General features: G+C 61.0%; 13 protein-coding genes. 8 read left to right on the forward strand and 5 right to left on the reverse strand.

Annotated elements, in window-relative coordinates; genetic code table 11:
- Positions 1 to 57: 57 nt before the first annotated feature.
- From A8B82_RS01385 to A8B82_RS01395, 3 genes are read left to right on the forward strand one after another with little or no spacing between them, the layout of a single operon-like run.
- Positions 58 to 2,250, forward strand: coding sequence for a Mu transposase C-terminal domain-containing protein (locus A8B82_RS01385; RefSeq protein ID WP_067287408.1), 2,193 nt, complete (start codon positions 58 to 60; stop codon positions 2,248 to 2,250).
- 3 nt (positions 2,251 to 2,253) lie between these two features.
- Entirely contained in the window at positions 2,254 to 3,225 is a 972-nt protein-coding gene (locus A8B82_RS01390; protein WP_067287411.1) for a TniB family NTP-binding protein, read from the forward strand.
- Between the two features lie 2 nt (positions 3,226 to 3,227).
- Positions 3,228 to 5,051 carry a TniQ family protein gene (locus A8B82_RS01395; RefSeq protein WP_082899084.1) on the forward strand — a complete coding sequence of 608 codons (1,824 nt, stop codon included), beginning with the start codon at positions 3,228 to 3,230 and terminating at the stop codon, positions 5,049 to 5,051.
- A gap of 724 nt (positions 5,052 to 5,775) precedes the next feature.
- On the opposite strand, the gene tcuA is transcribed toward A8B82_RS01395, so the two are convergent.
- Positions 5,776 to 7,245 (reverse strand): FAD-dependent tricarballylate dehydrogenase TcuA, encoded by a 1,470-nt coding sequence (gene tcuA, locus A8B82_RS01400; RefSeq protein WP_067287413.1) that lies wholly within the window; start codon positions 7,243 to 7,245, stop codon positions 5,776 to 5,778.
- A 73-nt stretch (positions 7,246 to 7,318) separates the two neighbouring features.
- On the opposite strand from tcuA, the gene A8B82_RS01405 reads away from it, so the two are divergent.
- From A8B82_RS01405 to A8B82_RS01415, 3 genes are read left to right on the forward strand one after another with little or no spacing between them, the layout of a single operon-like run.
- Positions 7,319 to 7,954 carry a GntR family transcriptional regulator gene (locus A8B82_RS01405; protein ID WP_067287416.1) on the forward strand — a complete coding sequence of 212 codons (636 nt, stop codon included), beginning with the start codon at positions 7,319 to 7,321 and terminating at the stop codon, positions 7,952 to 7,954.
- Positions 7,951 to 8,982, forward strand: coding sequence for an AbrB family transcriptional regulator (locus A8B82_RS01410; RefSeq protein WP_067287419.1), 1,032 nt, complete (start codon positions 7,951 to 7,953; stop codon positions 8,980 to 8,982). The genes A8B82_RS01405 and A8B82_RS01410 overlap by 4 nt, the downstream gene beginning before the upstream one ends.
- A 19-nt stretch (positions 8,983 to 9,001) precedes the next feature.
- The gene (locus A8B82_RS01415; protein WP_067287421.1) at positions 9,002 to 9,715 is read left to right on the forward strand and encodes a transporter substrate-binding domain-containing protein; all 714 of its coding nucleotides are present in this window, start codon (positions 9,002 to 9,004) and stop codon (positions 9,713 to 9,715) included.
- Here the strand turns inward: A8B82_RS01415 and A8B82_RS01420 are convergent.
- The 4 genes from A8B82_RS01420 to A8B82_RS01435 all read right to left on the reverse strand — a co-directional run bounded on the left by A8B82_RS01420 (position 9,687) and on the right by A8B82_RS01435 (position 15,004).
- Positions 9,687 to 10,661 (reverse strand): D-2-hydroxyacid dehydrogenase family protein, encoded by a 975-nt coding sequence (locus tag A8B82_RS01420; RefSeq protein WP_067287424.1) that lies wholly within the window; start codon positions 10,659 to 10,661, stop codon positions 9,687 to 9,689. The genes A8B82_RS01415 and A8B82_RS01420 overlap by 29 nt on opposite strands.
- A gap of 40 nt (positions 10,662 to 10,701) precedes the next feature.
- Positions 10,702 to 11,793, reverse strand: coding sequence for a 4-oxalomesaconate tautomerase (locus A8B82_RS01425; RefSeq protein ID WP_067287425.1), 1,092 nt, complete (start codon positions 11,791 to 11,793; stop codon positions 10,702 to 10,704).
- Positions 11,794 to 11,803: 10 nt separating this feature from the next.
- Positions 11,804 to 13,831, reverse strand: a complete 2,028-nt coding sequence (locus A8B82_RS01430; protein ID WP_067287428.1) for a tripartite tricarboxylate transporter permease — start codon at positions 13,829 to 13,831, stop codon at positions 11,804 to 11,806.
- A gap of 66 nt (positions 13,832 to 13,897) precedes the next feature.
- Positions 13,898 to 15,004, reverse strand: a complete 1,107-nt coding sequence (locus tag A8B82_RS01435) for a tricarboxylate transporter (protein WP_067287430.1) — start codon at positions 15,002 to 15,004, stop codon at positions 13,898 to 13,900.
- 142 nt (positions 15,005 to 15,146) lie between these two features.
- Here A8B82_RS01435 and A8B82_RS01440 point away from each other — a divergent pair, with 142 nt between their 5' ends.
- Both A8B82_RS01440 and A8B82_RS01445 read left to right on the forward strand, forming a co-directional pair.
- Positions 15,147 to 15,821 (forward strand): response regulator transcription factor, encoded by a 675-nt coding sequence (locus tag A8B82_RS01440; RefSeq protein WP_067287432.1) that lies wholly within the window; start codon positions 15,147 to 15,149, stop codon positions 15,819 to 15,821.
- Entirely contained in the window at positions 15,818 to 17,218 is a 1,401-nt protein-coding gene (locus A8B82_RS01445; protein WP_067287435.1) for a sensor histidine kinase, read from the forward strand. The genes A8B82_RS01440 and A8B82_RS01445 overlap by 4 nt, the downstream gene beginning before the upstream one ends.
- Positions 17,219 to 17,565 lie beyond the last annotated feature (347 nt).

Genomic DNA, 17,565 nt, shown 5'->3' on the forward strand with positions numbered 1-17,565 from the left:
CTAAACGAGCACTTGGGGCGGCACTAAAGCGTGACAGGTCCACTCGGAACCACCACGATGCTTGATTTCGTAAAGAGCGCGTTCGCGCCCCGCTATACCTTCGAGAATTCTGACGCGATCTTCATCCGAGGACGCCAATATCGTTACATCTCGACCCATGGAGATGCCCACTACTTCGTGCCTGCAGACGGCCAAGGCCCACGAGAAAAATACGACAATGCAACCATCGCGGAGATGCTTGATACTGGGCATTTTGACCACCGTCCGGATCGCGAGTTCCGCTACCTGACGGAATTGTCGCCCGACATGTTGAGCCTCTTGAGCGACGCGGAAAAGCTGCGCGCTTCCGAACGCGAAGCGATCGTGCTGGCGTCCCTCGAGAAATATCAGACGGGTGAGATCAAGCGCACCGATGAATCCATCCGGAAGAATTCGGACAGTATTCTCGGCGCCGTAACGAGAATGATAAACGCTTACGGCACCGAAGCGCACAATCTCAAGATGCCAAGTCCGCGAACCTTGCGCCGGTGGATGACGGCCTACCAGAAAGACGGCTTGGCGGCTTTGTATGACAATGTCTCGCAAAGGGGGAACTACGGCCGGAAGCTTACTGAAGAGCAGCGCTTCTTCTTGTATTCAAAGCTCCCCGGATACCTGAGCGAGTTGAAGAAGACGCCAGCCAACATTGTCAAAGATGTCCGGAACGCGTTCGTCGCTGAGAACGCGAAGCGTGAGGCCGAAGGTCGTACCGACTTGATGAAATGCCCGTCGCGGGTCACGATCCTGGCTGCCATCCATCATCTCTCTCCGTTCCGGGTCAAGCTGGCCCGTGAGGGCGTGGATGCGGCAATGCGCGCCTTCTCCCCGGTGGGAGAGGGGATCGATGTTGAGCGGCCACTGCAGCGCGTGGAGATGGATGAACAAAAAATTGACCTGAAGAGCCTGATGGATGACTCGGGTCTGCTGCAGATGATGACCGACGAGGACAAGGCGCGATTGGGGCTCGATGGGTCAATCAAGAGGTGGTGGATGACCGTTCTCCTCGACGTCCGCACGCGGTGTATTCTGGGAATGATCCTCTCTCGGACGCCGTCCGCGAAAAGTGGCCTGCGTGCGCTTGAGATGGGAATGCGCGACAAGGGCGTCTGGGCCAGTGCTGTCGGCGCACATGATTCATGGTCCGAACATGGCCTGATGGGGACCCTCGTCACGGATTGCGGAAAGCAGTTCGTCGGACATGATTTCCGTCGGCGGGCCTACGATCTCGGCATTACCCTGATCCATTGTCCTGGCGCGCGACCGTGGCTGAAGCCCTACATCGAACGCGTGTTCAGGACTATCTCGTCGCAACTGATGCCGCGGCTGTCCGGCTGCACGTTTGGGAGCATTCTGCGCAAGGGAGACAGCAATCCCGAGGAAAAGGCGGCGCTGACTGTCGACGACGTCTGTGCAGCTCTGGTCCGCTGGATTGTCGATGTCTATCACAATGAACCTCACGAGGGCCTGCACATGGAAACGCCTCGCGACTGCTGGAACCGCCTCACTCTGCAATACGGAGTGACGCCACCGCCATCGTTGCGTCGCCGCCGCCTGGTTTTCGGAGAGGAGCTGTCTCGGACGCTCCAAAAAGACGGTCTCACTGTCGCGGGCGTGCGCTATCATTCCAAGGCGCTCGCGACGCACATGTTGCACAGCCCTGACCGGGAAATGAAAGTCCGGTATTATACCGAGGACATCGGGGCAATTTGGGTCAAGATCGGGACCCAGTGGACGGAAGTTCCTGCCATCCATCGCTGTTTTCACGGGGTCTCCTATCTGAAGTGGCGGATGGCATATCGTGAATTGCGTGCCACACATGCACAGGCTGCCGAGCTCAAGAGCCGTGTTGTGCAGCAGGCGATCGACTATATCGAAAGGTTGAATGCCGATGCGATGGCCAAGATCGGTCTTGTCCTCGATACGATCGACGCCGAGACGATCGACCGCCATGAGCGTGAGGCATTCATCGGTTTCCGTATCGATGATGGATGCGATGACCAAGAGCAGGAGCCTGACTTGGGCGAGTTCGGCATCAGGTTGCCGACCGCAAGTGATGCAGGGAACAAGGAAGCAGAACAGGTGGCTGACTGGGCCATTGAAGAAATTTCTTCCGTCCGTCCTGAGCCGATACAATTTTCTGATCGTCAGCCCGCCGGCGACGATGACGACGGCGAGGAGGACGACTTCATCCTTCCTCTAAGGGACAAATAAAGCATGACACAGATGTCTATCGAAACCCGCTTGGCCGCTGTGGATCGCGCGGCGGACAAGTATTTTCCAACCGAACGGGACGACCAGTTCCTTCTGCGTCTCAACCGCCTCCTCGCGCGTGACCGTGACGGAAACCCTATTGCGTCACCGCGCAAGGATCGCGGCACAGGTGAGGCGCAAGGGCTGTTCGTAATAGAAGCCGCGGGTGGAGGCAACACCTCACTGGTCAAGAATGGTCTAAAGGAACATCCGCTTCTTCAGTCTAATGGCGAGGGCCACATGCCGTGGATCATGTTGGATGCGGCTCCAAGCCCGGCAACGACAAAGGCGCTCGGTCTCGATATCCTCTATAAGACTGGGTACCGAGATGTCTCCAATCGCGAAACTGAGCAGGGAATCTGGAAGCTGTTAAAGCACCGTCTGGTGCTCCTGAACACGGTATTCGTATGCATTGATGAGGGGCATGACCTCCTCGGGGCTGCGAGCCCTTTCGAGATCCGCAACATGCAGAAGCGCTTGAAGAATCTCATGCAGGGAGAGGGCGCCGTCAGCGTAATTCTCATTGGAATCGGCGAACTGCAGCATCTGGCCGCCTACGACGACCAAATCAATCGCCGATACCAGAAGCTGGCTTTCGACGATATTTCACCGGTTCGCGACGCACGCCTCTTGAAAGGGATCCTTCATACAATGTGTGCGGAAGTCGCGATTGACGCTCCGAAGGAGCCGGACCTTATCGAACGCTTGGTGCATGCGAGCCGTCGGCGGTTCGGGTGGTTCATCAAGAATACCCTCAGAGCTCTGGAAATCGCAGCTCTGGCGGGCGCGTCCCGCCTCGAGAAGGTTCATTTCGCAGAGGACTGGGCTATCCAGGAAGATGCAGAAGTCGGCAAGAACGTTTTTCTGTCGCGCGAGTGGTCGAAAATCGACCTTTCCGAGAAGCCCCTTCCCCCACGCAGCAAAAAGGGGTGTTGATCATGCTGTTGCCCTTTCTACCGTTCGACCCCATCGAAACGCCCTTGTCGTATGCCGCGCGTCTTGCGCCACACCACGCCGCCAAACCTTTGCTTCCTTTTCTCAGGGATATGGAAATCGGCCCTGAGGCGCTCGCGTCTTCCAAACCCGAGGCTCTTGCAAGGCTGGCGGAAGTTTCGGGTGCGCCATTGGACGATCTGCGCCGGAATGCTGCAGTCCGGCAAGGCAAACGGACATATGATCTCCGTGGTGAGCTGGTCACTGCCGAGTTCCTGTCGAACCCGTACACCGTATTCTGCCCCGCCTGCCTGGCAGAGGATGACTTAGCGGGACGGCGTCATGGACGTTGGTACTGGGCCCTTTCGGTTGTGCGGACATGCCCGCACCACGAGATCGCTCTGGTTCGCCAGGCGCAGGCCGCATGGGACGACAAGCTTCACGAGCTCGACCGCCGGGTGCCTGAGCGCGGGGGAGAACTTCAAGCCATGAGCGAGAGGGCAGTGCAGCGCTCTGTCTCGCCCTTGCAAAACTACGTGCAGCGTCGCCTCGAAGGAATTGCCGGCCCAGATTGGCTGGATGAGCAGTCCCTTGATCAGGCGACTCGCGCAACAGAGCTCTTGGGCGTGCTGGTAGCCTACGGGCCGGCCCAGAAGCTCCCGAAACTCACATCTGATGATTGGGACCATGCCGGTCGCGTAGGCTTCGAATTCACGTCGCGCGGCGAAGACGGAATCCGAGAGGCGCTCGAGACGCAGTTCGCGAAATTCGATGAGGCCCCTGGAACCCCCGGGCCACGCAAGATCTTCGGGTGCTTCTATAACGCTCTCGCGCACTCGAAATCCCTCAAGGAGCCTGGTGACATCGCGCGCATTCTTCGCGAGGTCGTTACCGAAAATATTGCTTTACCAGCTGGGACCAAGGTGCTGGGTGTCGAGCTCACTGAGCGCCGCCTTCACACGGTAGCCTCCTTGGCCAAGGAACAGGGTCTTGATAGTCGGACCTTGAGCAATGTGTTGGTTGCTGCAGGGGTGATACCGGAACGGGCGCCGGCGCATTTCGCCATCCCGGCAGATCTGGGCCGTGAGATCGCGGGCCGCATGAAGCGCACTGTGAACGTGGTCTCGCTGTGGAAAGACATGGATTTTACACGTCCACTGGTCGATCAGCTTTTTGCTGATCGGCTTCTCGCTCCCATCTACTACGGGAGGCCGGGTACAAAGGGCAGGACCCAGAAAGCGGTGGATTGCGAGGAGATTGCCATGCTGGTTGGCAAGCTGCTCGCGAAGGCGGTGGATCTGGGCGCCGAAACGGACGAGCTGGTGGCGGTCTCGAAAGCCGCGGAAAAGGCCAAAGTGCCGGCCGTTACGGTGGTGCACATGATACTTGGCGGCTTCCTCGCTCGCGTCTTTCGCCTGGCTGGTCAGGACGGGATAGGCGCGCTTCGCGTCGACCCCGCGGAGGTCAAGCGGAACGCGGCTGTCTGCAGCTTGGGCCTTTCACCGATGTCGGCCTTCGGGGCGCTGAAAATCCCGAGAGATGTCGGTTGGCACTTGGTCGATCGGCATCCGCAGGAAGTGAGCCTGACAATCGAGTGGATCGCCGGACCCGACGAAAACCACAGGATTCCCCGGTTCGATCCAAAGGTAATCGCCGATTTCAAGGCCCTGTTTACCCATCCGAGCCGGATCGCCGAGCGCTATGATCGTCAGGTTGGGGAGGTGATCGGCCGCCTGAAACGGAAGGGCATTCGTCCTATCTTGGCAAAGGCCGATGTGGGACTGAATTTCTATCGGTCAAGCGATCTGGATCCGGATCTTTTCACCTAAAATAATGGGGGTTCCCGGCCCCTTGATTATGTGAGATCGTCGAAGCCGCCCGAAAGGGCGGCTTTTTTCATGTCTTCATTGCGGAAGCCGTGAAGAACAGGGCAGTGTCCACGTTACGCTTACAAAAAGTGGTCAGCATATGCTTCCATAGTGGCCAAATTTCTTTTGCCTCCCGATAAATTATCAAATGAAATCAATGGGTGTGGGCTTCATAATGGTCAATAAGTCCTTACCGTTACATATATGCTCAGTTTGACAGATTTTTTCGTAGACCAGGAGCATCTGCGCAAGAATAGTGGTTCTATTTCAAGCAGATGTGACGCAGGCTGCGGGAAAATCCGCCAAACCCGAAGGGCGGCGATTTCACTTCATTTCAACGTCTTGGGTCGTTTGCAAATAGAACCACTATTGGCAGCACGCCCCAAACCCTTGAAATTTCGTGAAATCGCCGCTGAGCATGTAAGATTAATGGGTCCAGAGCCTAGGGTAGGGCCAGAACAGGTGTGTGCAAAAGCCGCCTGACAGGATCGGTTTAGGGGGGCGGCTTATCGTCCGCCTCCCGGCAACCAACGTCTGTTGGACGGCCCCCCTGCAAGCCGACAATTGTAAATGAGCAGCGCAACACCACGTCGACGGAAATCACCCGATCAGAGGCAACCTGCGTGATCGAAAGGGCAGACCTCAGCGGTGCCTTCACCCGGCCCGTGTCGCCCCGGAGCCTGCCTCAAGACCGCGCCGCACCATATCCGGCGCGACGGCCGAACACCGCACCTGACGTCAGGCCCGAACCGCCGGGATAGCCTGCAAAGAAGACACCGCCGACAAGCTCGCCACAGGCGTAGAGGCCGGCAATAGGTGTACCTTCTGCGGTCATCACATTGCCGTCTTCGTTCACCTTCAACCCACCGTAGGTAAAGGTGATCCCGCCCGTCACCGGAAAGGCGCGGAAGGGCGGTGTGTCGATCTTCTGCGCCCAATGGGATTTGGGCAGGGCGAGGGACGGGGTGCCCTTGCCATCGAGCTTTGTGGGGTCGAATGGCACGGTTTCATCCACCGCCGCATTGTAGCGACGCAGGGTCTCAAGCGCGCCTGAGGCGTCAACGCCGGTCATCTGTGCGGCCAGACCCTCCAACGTCTCGGCTTCAATGAAATGCGCGTCGTGGAACCGGTATTCGGCATAAAGCAGATCGAACACCTTGCTGTCGAACACCTGCCAGGCGAATTGACCCGGTTGGTCGAGGATCGCAGCGCCATATTGCGCATAGGTATAATTGCGGAAATTCGCGCCTTCATCGACGAAACGATCACCCTCGGCGTTCACCATGACACCGAGGAAATAACAGATCTTCCTGTAGTTCTTGCGCTCATTCGGGGGCAGGTCGAGGTTGCCGAAATCGGCCATATGCAGGTCCATCGGAGTCGCGTGCCCACTGCTGTAAAGACCATAGGCGGCGGCACCCGCCTGCATCGCCAGGGTCAACCCGTCGCCGGTATTATGCGGCGTGCCGCGCACCTTGGCCGCTTTCCAGTTCGGCCCCATGTGGCGCACCCGCAGGTCCTCGCTGGCTTCGAACCCGCCCGAGGCGAGGATGACCGCATCGGCGCGCATCTCCTCCCCGCCGACCTTTACCCCGACGATACGGTCGCCGTCCCGGACCAGACCCGTCACGGCACTGTCAAAACGGACCGCGCCACCCAGACGCCGCACCGCCGCAAGTTCCATGTCAAACAGGCCGACGCCTTCATTCCGGGCCGCCAGCGTCAGACCGCCCCAGAATACATGCCGACCGTCCTTTTCAAAGCTCTGGCGGCTGTAGATCGGTTCAAAGGTGACATCATGCGTCGCAAGCCACTTCATCGTCTCGCCCGATGCCCCGACCAACGTCTGCTGTTCGGGGGACAGCGGGCGGCCATCGTTGAAGCCCAGCAGGTCCTCGCTGAATGTCTCGACCGTGTAGCTGCCGAAATCGGTGGCGGGCAAACGCGGATCCTCGGCGTCGCGCAGAAGCGGCATCAGATCGTCCTTGCCGTCATAGGCAAAGCGCATGGCACCGGCCGTATATTTGGTGTTGCCCCCTGCCAGCGCCTCGTCCGCCTTTTCCAGCATGAGAACCTGCGCGCCTTTTTCCAGGGCGGCAATGGCCGCGCATAGTGCTGCGTTTCCTGTTCCGACGACGATAACTGATTTCGGCATTGAATCTCACCTCGAATGGCTGCATTGTATCCACGTGGATACAATATCGGGCGATAACGTGCAGCAAGTAGAAATGCAAGGCCTGTCCCAGGGCGAGGCGGCCTACCAACAGCTTCACGCTGCGATCCGGGCAGGCACCTATCAACCCGGCGACCGGCTGCGCGAGGTCGAAGTTGCCGAACGTCTGGCGCTGTCGCGCACGCCCGTCAGGGAAGCGCTGCGCAAGCTTGAAAGCGACGGGATCGTCGAACACCGGGCCAGGATCGGTGCTGTCATCCGCACCCTCTCGCATCCCGAGATTGTTGAGCTTTACGAGATGCGCGTGGTGCTGGAACGCACGGCGGCAGAGATGGCCGCCAAACACGCCAGCGCGGCAGAGATCGATACGCTGGTGGGTCTGAACGACCGGATATTCGCTGCGCGTGACGATGCGCGCACGGCCTCCGGGATCAATCAGGATTTCCACCGATGCATCTGCCTTGCGGCGCGAAACCGGTTCCTGCTGGCCTCGGCGCAGGCGCTGAACAATGCCCTGATGCTCCTGGGCCCCACAACGCTGGAGGACGAAGCGCGGATCAAGACGGTCTGCCAGCAGCACAACGAGATCATCGAGGCGATCAGAAGCGGCGATGCCAGCGCCGCCGGGGCCGCCGCCGCAGCCCACCTTGAAACCTCGCTACGGCACAGGCTGAAGGCACAAGGCGCATGATCCCTTTCGTCACGGCACTTGGCGTCGCGGCCAGCGGTGTCGCCGCCTTTCACCTTCTGGGCTTGCCGTTGCCCTGGCTGCTGGGGCCGATCCTGGCCTGCCTGCTTGCATCGCTCGCCGGGGTGCCGATGCGCGGAAACAAGATGCTGGGGGATGGCATGCGCACGATTCTGGGCGTTGCCGTCGGGGCGACCTTCACGGTCTCCCTGCTGATCTCCATGGGGGCGATGTGGCCAACACTGGTGCTGATCCCTGTCATGGTGCTTGCGATTGGGGCGGTTGGCGTGCCCTACTTTCAACGCCTCTGGGGGTTCGATTTCCAGACCAGCTATTACAGCGCCATGCCGGGCGGATTTCAGGACATGGTGCTGTTCGGCGAAGAGGCGGGCGCAGATGTGCGCGCCCTCTCGCTGATCCATGCAACCCGTGTCATGGTGATCGTGGTTGTCCTGCCCTTCCTGCTGAAATGGGCCTGGGATGCGGACCTCGGCAATCCGCCGGGCAAGCCTGCGGCGTCGATCCCTGCGTCGCAGCTTGCCCTGATGCTGTTCTGCGCGATTGTCGGCTGGCAGGTCGCAAAGCGGGTCGGCATGTTCGGGGCGTCGATCCTGGGGCCGCTGATCCTGGCGGCGGGCTGCGCCCTGACGGGGCTGTTGCAATATCGTCCCCCGGCAGAGGCGGTATGGGCGGCCCAGTTCTTTATCGGCATGGGCGTCGGCACCAAATACGGCGGCGTCACGATGGCCGAGGTCCGGACGTCCGTCACGGCGGCGCTCGGCTTTTGTGTCGTGCTCATCATTCTGACGATCATCATGGCCGAGGTCATCCATCTGTTGGGTCTCGCCCCGCCGATGGAGACAATCCTTGCCTTTGCCCCGGGTGGGCAGGCCGAACTGACCGTGCTGGCCCTGATCGTCGGTGCCGATATGGCCTTTGTGGTGGCGCACCATGTGCTCCGCATCTTCGTTGTCATCATTGGCGCGCCGCTTTTCGCGCGATTGTTCAAGACGGCGGCCACCGACCCATGAACCAAAGGAAACATCAGACATGACTGCAACGCTGGACGACCTCGCGCGCGACACCCCTTTGCGGGTCGCGATCAACACGGGCAACCGGGCGCTGGTGCAAAGCGACGGGAAGGACCTGAACGGGATCAGCCCGGCACTGGCGCGGCGTCTGGCGGCAGAGATCGGGGCGCAGATGGTCCCGGTGATCTACGACGGCGCGGGCAAGGTCTTTGACGATGCGGACCATGACAAATGGGATGTGGGGTTCCTTGCCATTGATGAGAAACGGGCCAGAAAGATCGCCTTCACCCGGCCCTATATCGTGATCGAAGCGACCTTTGCCGTCCGGGCCGCCTCGGACCTGGCAGACGTGGGCGAGGTGGACCGGGCAGGCGTGCGCGTGCTGACCTCCACCGGGTCGGCCTATGACATGCACCTGACCAAGTCGTTACAGCACGCCACGCTGGAACGCTCGGGCACCCCGCCCGAGAGCTTTGCCGAATTCCGCGAAGGGCGCTGCGATGCTGTTGCCGGTGTGCGTGAATCGCTGGCGGGCTTCTTTGGCGATGATCCGGCGGTGCGAATCCTGCCGGGCGTGTTGACATCTGTGCGGCAGGCAATGGTGCTGCCACGCGCGGATCACCCGCTGATCGGCGCGCTCGATGATTTTGTCGCGCGGGCGATTGCGGAGGGGTTCGTGGCCGACAACACGCAGGCCCGCAAGATCAGCGCCCGGTCCAGACACCCTCATTGATTATGTGGATCGGGGCACCATCGGCATAGGCATTGATCTGCTCGAAAATGTCCGAGAATTGCAGGTCGAATTCATCCTCGGTGACATAGCCGATATGGGGGGTCGCCACCACGTTCGGATGGGTGAGAAGCGGGTTGGAGACATCCGTGAGCGGTTCGTGATCAAAGACGTCCACAGCCGCATGAAGGCGCCCCTTGGCAATCTCTGCCTCAAGCACGCCCTTGTCGACCAACCCCGACCGCGAGGTATTCACGAACAATGCCCGTGGCTGCATCGCGGCCAGGTCCGCTGCGGTGATGATGCCGCGTGTCTCGGGTTTCAGGCGGATGTGTACGCTCACGATATCGGAGGTGGCAAAGAACGCCTCGCGCGAGGGTGCGACAGTCTCCCCGTCCTGTGCGGCCCGCGCACGGCCCGCATCGGAGGCCCACCATTGTACCTTAATGCCCATCGCTTTCGCATATTCCGCGACGGCCCCGGCAATCCGACCATAGCCATAAAGGCCAAGGGTGCGACCGCGAAGGGTCCGCCCGACGCCGGACTGCCAGCCCCCGGCCTTGAGCGACGCCACCTGCTGCGGGATCTGGCGATAGCTGGCCAGGATCAGCGCCAGCGTGTGTTCCGCCGCAGCATAAGAAGGTGTGCCGCCGTGCATGTTCGAACACAATAGCACCTTGTTCGCGGTACAGGCATCCACATCGACATGCGGATAGACACTGCGTTGGGAGATCAGCCTGAGATTCGGCAAAAGCGCCAGCAGGTCGGCACCGACCGGCGTGCGTTCCCGGAATAGCACCAGCGCCTCCGCCTCCTTCACGCGTTCGGCAAGGGCGGCCGGGTCAGGCTGATGGTCCGTCCAGACAGTGACGTCGTGACGGTCCAGCAGCGAAAAACACGGCAGCCCGCGCAGCGTGTCGAACCAATCGTCAAGGATATGAACTTTCATCGGGTTTCCGCTCCGCAATTTGTGGGGGATCGCCGTGCGATCACGCCCTTTTCCAGATACCGCTTGGCACAAATACCTCACCGGCTGCAAGCTTGCGCGCGGTCCGGACCAGACCGGCCGACCGCAAGCTGAAGCCGCTTGCGGTATTCTCGAAATCCACAACGACGTCGATGGTGCCGGTGGCATGTTCCAATGTAATTGTGGCGGGTGTCTCATTGGGGATCGCAGCCATGCCCCCGGCCACCGTGCCGGGCGTCAGCACAGATGAGGCAAGGCATTGCGCGCCGGTCACGGCCATTGAGGGGTGGCATTTCCACGGCATGAAATACCGCGTCGCAATGGTGCCGCCCTGCGTCGCGGGGGCCAGCAGCCCGAATTTCGGCGTCACGGATTTGGAAACGTCTCCCATCCCCATACGCTTGCCCGCCTCCAGCCGGATGGCCTCCATCAGGACGTAGAAACCCGCGTTCTCGTCCAGTTCCGCCGCGGTTTCATAGCCGGTCAGGCCAAAGTCTGCGGCCCTGGCAATCACCAAGGGCATCGCCACGTCCATGCAGGTCACTTCGATCCCGTTGATCGTGTCGATCAGGTTGCCCGTCGGCAGGAATGCCCCTGTCACGCCCCCCACCGTATCCATGAATTGCAGTGCCACCGGGGCGGATGTCCCCGGCACGCCGTCGATCTGCGCGGTGCCGTCATAGCTGACAGCCCCGCCGGGCGTCTGCACGATTGCGGCCACCCTGGCCTCTGTGTTGACGGCGCGGATGTTGACGGTCGTTTGACCCTCCTGCGCCTCGACCAGCCCCATTTCGATGGCGGCAGGGCCGACGCCGGACAGGATATTGCCGCAGGTCGGTTTGAAATCGACCAGCCGGTCCTCGACGCTGACCTGCGCGAAAAAGTAATCGATATCGGCCCATTCATCGCCCGAGCGCGACAGCATCGCCACCTTCGTCGTCACCGCCGCCCCGCCGCCCACACCGTCGATGTTGAGCGGATGCCCCGAGCCGACAATCGCGATCAGCGTTTCGGCAAGGGTTTCAAGGTCCTCGGGCAGATCGGCGCGGTTCATATAGGGCCCGCGCGAGGTGCCGCCCCGCATGAGGACGAAGGGGATTGCGGTCTGGGTCATGACATCACCCTCAGTTAAAGGGCCAGGGGAAATTGGTGTATTCCTGCAAAAGCCCTGGCGGGAAATCACGGTTCAGCAGCCATGCCATGGCGCACATGAAGGCGATGCCGACGCCCGTGTAGATCACGGAGAAAAGCAGGCTGACGCCCGCGCGCAGCTTCATGAAGGTGAACAGGAATATTCCCAGCGCCAGAATGAAGCCCAGCAGCGCGGTCAGCGCCAGCAGCCCCGCAAACCACGACAGCGTCGGCCACAACCCGTGGGTCGCATTGGCGTCATCGCCGTTCAGCTCGCGGTCGGCAAAGATCGTGTCGGCCTCGGGCTTCAGCATCATGCGGACGATCAGCGCGGCGCAGCCCAGCAGGCAAACCCCTGCAACGAACATCGGAAAGACCCGGTCGCGGCTGTAGGCCGGGATCGACCAGGCGTCGAAGTAGGCATAGGCGATATAGCCGGTGATGATCAGCAGGAACACGAAGGGCGCCCGCTTCGATCCGGACTGCACGTCGCCCTCGGCCAGGATGTTCTTGGCCTGACGCAGCCCCAGCACGACGGAAACAACCGTGATGATCAGCAGGATGATGACGATGGGCGAGAAGATATATTCGATCCCTTCGCCAAAGCTCTTGCGGAACTGGCTTTGCGCGATCTGCACGGCCTGGTTGGCATAGGTCTCTGCCGGGCGGGCCAGCACAAACCCGATCAGGAACGCCGGACGCGACCAGTCAAAGCGGCGCATCATGATGCCGAGGAAACCGATACCCAGAAGCGCCACCAGATCCATCAGGTTCTGCCCCGACTGAAAGGCCGCAAAACTGATGATCATGAACAGGAACGGGGCCAGCAGCGCGAAACGGATCGTCGTCAGCCTGGCGATGCCGCCCGAGGCCGCGATGCAGATGACCGTGCCGACCACATTGGCCAGCGCCAGCAGCCAGACAATGGAATAGGTGATATCAAGGTTGTTCTTCAACATGGCCGGGCCGACCTCGATCTGGCCGGAACCCAGCAGGGCAATCGCGCCGATGAAGATCGCCATGGAGCCGGACCCCGGAATGCCGAACAGCAAGGTCGGCACCAGCCCGCCGCCCTCCTTGGCGTTGTTCGAGCTTTCCGGCCCGATCACGCCACGCACTTCACCCTTGCCGAATTGCGACTTGTCCTTGGTGGTCTGCACCGCATGGCCATAGGCGATCCAGTCGACGACAGACCCGCCAAGGCCGGGGATAACCCCCACGACCACCCCGATGATGGAACAGCGGACCGACAGCCAGATGTTGGCCCACCAGTCCCTGACGCCTTCCAGCCAGCCGCCGCCAAGCTGCGGTTCGCGTGCAATCGCGCGGTCCTGCCGGAGCAGCGAGATGATCTCGGGGATGGCAAAGATGCCAAGGCCGACGATAACCAGCTTCAGCCCATCAGCCAGATAGGGAAAATCATAGGACGACATACGCAGATCACCCGAGGATGCGCCCTCGCCAATCGTACCGATCAGCATGCCCAGACCGGCGGCGACAATGCCCTTGATGGCAACGCGGCCGGCAAGGATGCCGACCATCGACAGACCGAAGATCGTGATCATCAGCAACTCCGGCGTGCGGAATTCCAGCACGATGGGCCGGGCGATCAGGATAAAGACCGTCAGGAAGCTGGCACCAACCAGCCCCCCGAACAGCGAGGATGCAAAGGCGGCCGACAGCGCCCGCGCGGCCTGTCCCTTCTTGGCCATGGGAAAGCCGTCCAGCACCGTTGCCTGACTGGCAGACGACCCCGGAATGCCCATCAGCACAGAGGCGAAAGTGTCCGAGGTCGGCACAACGGCGACCATGCCCACCATGAGCGCAAGCCCCATGATCGGGTCCATTCCGAACATGAACGGCAACAGCAACGACAGCCCCGCGATGCCACCCAGACCGGGAAACACCCCGATGCAAAGCCCCATCAAGACACCCAGTACGAGGTAACCGAGCACGATGGGCTGCAAAATCAGCCCCCATGCACTGCCCAGGGCGGGCAGCGCCTCCATGACCACATCCATGACAAATCCTCCCGATCCGCTTGGTCAAACGCCCCGCCCGATGGCGGGGCGCTCGCAAAGCGGGTCCTAGTTCAGCGACACGCCGTATCGTTCCTGCAACCAGTTCACGATGAATGCCTTGGCCTCGGGGGTGACCTTAGTGGCGCTATCAAGCGCCTTTTTTGCAGGCGCACCGGTCATCTGCGGATACTTGCCCAGACGCTTCTCCGAAATCGCAGCGAAATCGGGACGTGCCTTGATTGTCTCGAAGGCCGCGGTGTAGGTCGCGATCGCCGCATCGGAGGCACCATTGGGCAGGAACACCATCTTCTGCGCCGGGAAGCCCGCGATAAAGAACGCCTTCCACGCATCCCAGCTTTCGCCTGAAGTCTCGCAGCCTTCGGTGGCTTCGCAGACTTCCTTGAAGGTCGGAATGTCGGGGAAGGTCGGATCGCGCACGATGTTGCCATCATCATCCAGCGCGCCCCAGGTCATCATCGGCACGGCGGTGCCCGCCTCGACCAGTGGCGTGACGCCCGACAGATAGGAGGAGGATGTCTGATAGTCGATATTGGCTTCGCCGCGCTCGAACATCAGACGGCCATCGCCACGGCCCTTGATGCCCATGACACTTTCGACATTCAGACCCAGCATTTCCCATGCCAGCGTCGGGACCAGATCAAGACGGGTGGCACCCTGGTTGCCATAGATGAAATCGGTTTCCTTCAACGCACTTGCGTCCATGCCGTCCATCTTCTCCGCCAGGTCCGGCGGCAGATAGGCGACACCGCCGGTGCCGGAGGCCAATACGACGTTCCAGTCGGCATAGTCGAACTTGACGCGCGGATCACCCAGCAGGAACGGGAACTGGGTGGAGCCGCTGGAGCCGAAGATGGTCGTGCCATCCTCGAATGTCTGCGACTGGAAATAATTGGCACCCTTGGTCGAACCGGCACCGGGCATGAACTTTACCACAACGGTGGGCTGACCCGGCAGCGCCTCGGACAGAAGCGGGGCATAGAAGTTGGCCCATTTGGCAGAACCCCCGGTTTCCGAGAACGGGATGATCCATTCGACGGTCTTGCCCGCCATATCCATGGCGTGGCTTTCGGCATGTGCCTTGACCGAGAATGTCGCGGCGGCAGCGGCGACAAGGCCAGCGGCCACGCGCGGCGTGGTTTTGAAAGTGGACATATCTTCCTCCCTTGAATGCAGTCCCCTACGTTGAGGGGACCAAATTAGAATCACGAGGGGGTGTCCGCCCCCTGTTGATCTAGGTTGACTGACCTGCGAACCTTTCATGAAACTTGCATGTGGAAAATTAGGGCCCGATGCCGTGCGGATTACGCTGATCGAGGACAACAGCAGCCTTGCGAAAGGCATATGTTACCGTCTGGAAGACGCAGGCCATGCCGTGGACCATCTGGCCGACGGCACCGAAGCGGCAAGGTATCTGCAAGGTGACGGGGCCGATCTGGTCATCCTCGACATCAACCTGCCGGGCACCGACGGGTTGACGCTGCTGCGTCAGATGCGCCAGCGGGGCGACTTACGGCCCGTGATCCTGCTGACCGCGCGGGCCGAGACCGAAGACCGCGTGCTCGGGCTTGATGCCGGTGCCGACGATTATCTGATCAAACCCTTCGAGATGGCCGAACTTGAAGCCCGCGTTCGCGCCCTGCTGCGCAGACGTGCCATCCCCCAGCAACAACTGGAGGCCGTTGGTGCGCTTCAATACGATGTCGCCGGTCGCCAGCTGTTCGATGGCGAAACCGAAATCGACCTGCCGCGCCGCGAGATGTCGATGTTCGAATGCCTTTTTGCCGCTAATGGCAGGTTGGTGACCAAAAATACCCTGCTGGATCATGCCTATGGCGTCGGCACCGACGTGGCCGACACAGTGGTCGAGGTTTATGTCTCGCGCCTGCGCCGCAGGCTCAGCCCGCATGGCATCCAGATCAGGACACAGCGCGGTCTTGGCTATCAGCTATTGGCCGGGCCGGAGGCATGAGGGCGCATTCGCTCCGCTCCCGGCTGATCCTGATCATCCTGACCCCTTTGCTGCTGATCGCCCTGATCGCGGGGATCTGGCAATACAGGACAACGACACTGCGGGCCGAAGGCATCTTTGACCGCGGTCTGTTGTCTGCGGCCCTTGCCATCTCGCGCGATATCGCGGTGTCGGACGGCGACGCACTCAGCCCGCCGACCAGGGCCATCCTCAGCGATACCTCGGGCGGCGAAATCTTCTATCACGTCTATGCGCCCGACGGTGTCTTTGTGACGGGCTACGCCACCCCGCCGGTACAGCCGGTGACGGCCCCGCAAAATCCGGCCGAACCCTTTTATTACGACGCCCGTTACAGGGACGAGAACGTGCGCGTTCTGCGGTTTCAGGACGGCACGACAGTCAGCGGTGTCAGCGGGGTTTTCAACATCACGGTCTGGCAGAAGTCCGACGTGCGCAACAGCTTTGTGCGCGAAGTCGTGACGCGGTCCTTCACTGTCATCGGCCTGCTGGTGGCCTCGGTGGCATTTGTCGTCTGGTTCGGCGTCGCCATCGGCCTGCGCCCCCTCTTGGATCTGGAAACGGCCATTGCCCGCCGGACACCCTCCGATCTGGAACCGATCCGCCGTCCGGTGCCGATAGAGGCCCGCAAACTTGTCGAGACTCTGAACATCCTGCTGGACCGCGTCTCTCGTCGGATCAGCTCAAAGGATGAATTCATCTCGAACGCCGCCCATCAGTTGAGAAACCCTGTCGCCGGTGTGCTTGCCCTGGCAGAGGCCGTACAGAACGCCCCCAGCCGTGCATCCGCCATCGCGCGCAGCGCCGAACTGGTCGAGGCCGCCCGCGAGGCAAGCAGCCTGACGAACCAGCTTCTGTCCTTCGAGCGGGCAAGCGGAACAGATGTCGACCGCTCCGGCACAAAGATCGAGTTGCAAACCCTCCTGCGCCAGATCGCTGAGCGCTTCAGGCTTCAGATCGCGCCGCGGCAGGTGGATCTGATCCTCACGCTTGCCGACGAGGCCGTGACGATCCAGGGCGACGAAATCATGTTGCAGGAGGCCTTTTTGAACCTGTTGATGAACGCGGTGGTTCACGGCGGCCCAGAGATGTCCGCGATAGCAATCAGTCTTGCCAAGAAAGAAGGGATGGCCGTCATCGAGGTAAAAGATGACGGCGTCGGCATACCGCGTGAAAAATTCGTCCAGGCGGTCAGCCGTTTCAGTCAGGCCAACGGCGGACCGGGCAGCGGGCTGGGCCTGCCCATCGCCGCACGGGTGATGGAAAACCACGGCGGATCGCTCAGGCTTCTCGATACATCGGTGGGAACGGTAGTTCGGCTCGGGCTTCCATTGATTGACCGCGACATACCGCCCGACCGCCGCCGCAGAAGCGACTGACAATGCCCGCTCGCTGATCAGGCCGGGCCCGTTTTTTCAGCCACAAGGATGAACCTGTCATAAATCCAGGTCCGCAGGTTGTCGCGCACCTCTGTGGATCAGCCGGGTGACCTCGCCGGTGCCGCCTAGGCCGAGGCCTCCGCCCCCGGCGCGATGTGATGCCCAAAGGACCTATCGAAAATTGCGGCGCGCCGGGACAAATGGGCACGAAATTCCACGGTCGGATCATGGTTCTGAGCCTATGGCCGGGCTGCACAGAAATGAAACGCGCCGCGTCACCGGGGGCGATCCTCGGATCAGCCGGTTCATTGCGGCTGTGCATTGCCCCCTATGCGTCTTGGCCCGGA

Source organism: Sulfitobacter sp. EhC04 (assembly GCF_001650875.1).
Lineage (GTDB): Bacteria > Pseudomonadota > Alphaproteobacteria > Rhodobacterales > Rhodobacteraceae > Sulfitobacter.

Excerpts from the sequence above, each read along its gene's own strand:
- A8B82_RS01385 (WP_067287408.1), top strand. The coding sequence starts at position 58 with ATGCTTGATTTCGTAAAGAGCGCGTTCGCGCCCCGCTATACCTTCGAG.
- A8B82_RS01390 (WP_067287411.1), top strand. The coding sequence starts at position 2,254 with ATGACACAGATGTCTATCGAAACCCGCTTGGCCGCTGTGGATCGCGCG.
- A8B82_RS01395 (WP_082899084.1), top strand. The coding sequence starts at position 3,228 with ATGCTGTTGCCCTTTCTACCGTTCGACCCCATCGAAACGCCCTTGTCG.
- tcuA (WP_067287413.1), bottom strand. The coding sequence starts at position 7,245 with ATGCCGAAATCAGTTATCGTCGTCGGAACAGGAAACGCAGCACTATGC.
- A8B82_RS01405 (WP_067287416.1), top strand. The coding sequence starts at position 7,319 with ATGCAAGGCCTGTCCCAGGGCGAGGCGGCCTACCAACAGCTTCACGCT.
- A8B82_RS01410 (WP_067287419.1), top strand. The coding sequence starts at position 7,951 with ATGATCCCTTTCGTCACGGCACTTGGCGTCGCGGCCAGCGGTGTCGCC.
- A8B82_RS01415 (WP_067287421.1), top strand. The coding sequence starts at position 9,002 with ATGACTGCAACGCTGGACGACCTCGCGCGCGACACCCCTTTGCGGGTC.
- A8B82_RS01420 (WP_067287424.1), bottom strand. The coding sequence starts at position 10,661 with ATGAAAGTTCATATCCTTGACGATTGGTTCGACACGCTGCGCGGGCTG.
- A8B82_RS01425 (WP_067287425.1), bottom strand. The coding sequence starts at position 11,793 with ATGACCCAGACCGCAATCCCCTTCGTCCTCATGCGGGGCGGCACCTCG.
- A8B82_RS01430 (WP_067287428.1), bottom strand. The coding sequence starts at position 13,831 with ATGGATGTGGTCATGGAGGCGCTGCCCGCCCTGGGCAGTGCATGGGGG.
- A8B82_RS01435 (WP_067287430.1), bottom strand. The coding sequence starts at position 15,004 with ATGTCCACTTTCAAAACCACGCCGCGCGTGGCCGCTGGCCTTGTCGCC.
- A8B82_RS01445 (WP_067287435.1), top strand. The coding sequence starts at position 15,818 with ATGAGGGCGCATTCGCTCCGCTCCCGGCTGATCCTGATCATCCTGACC.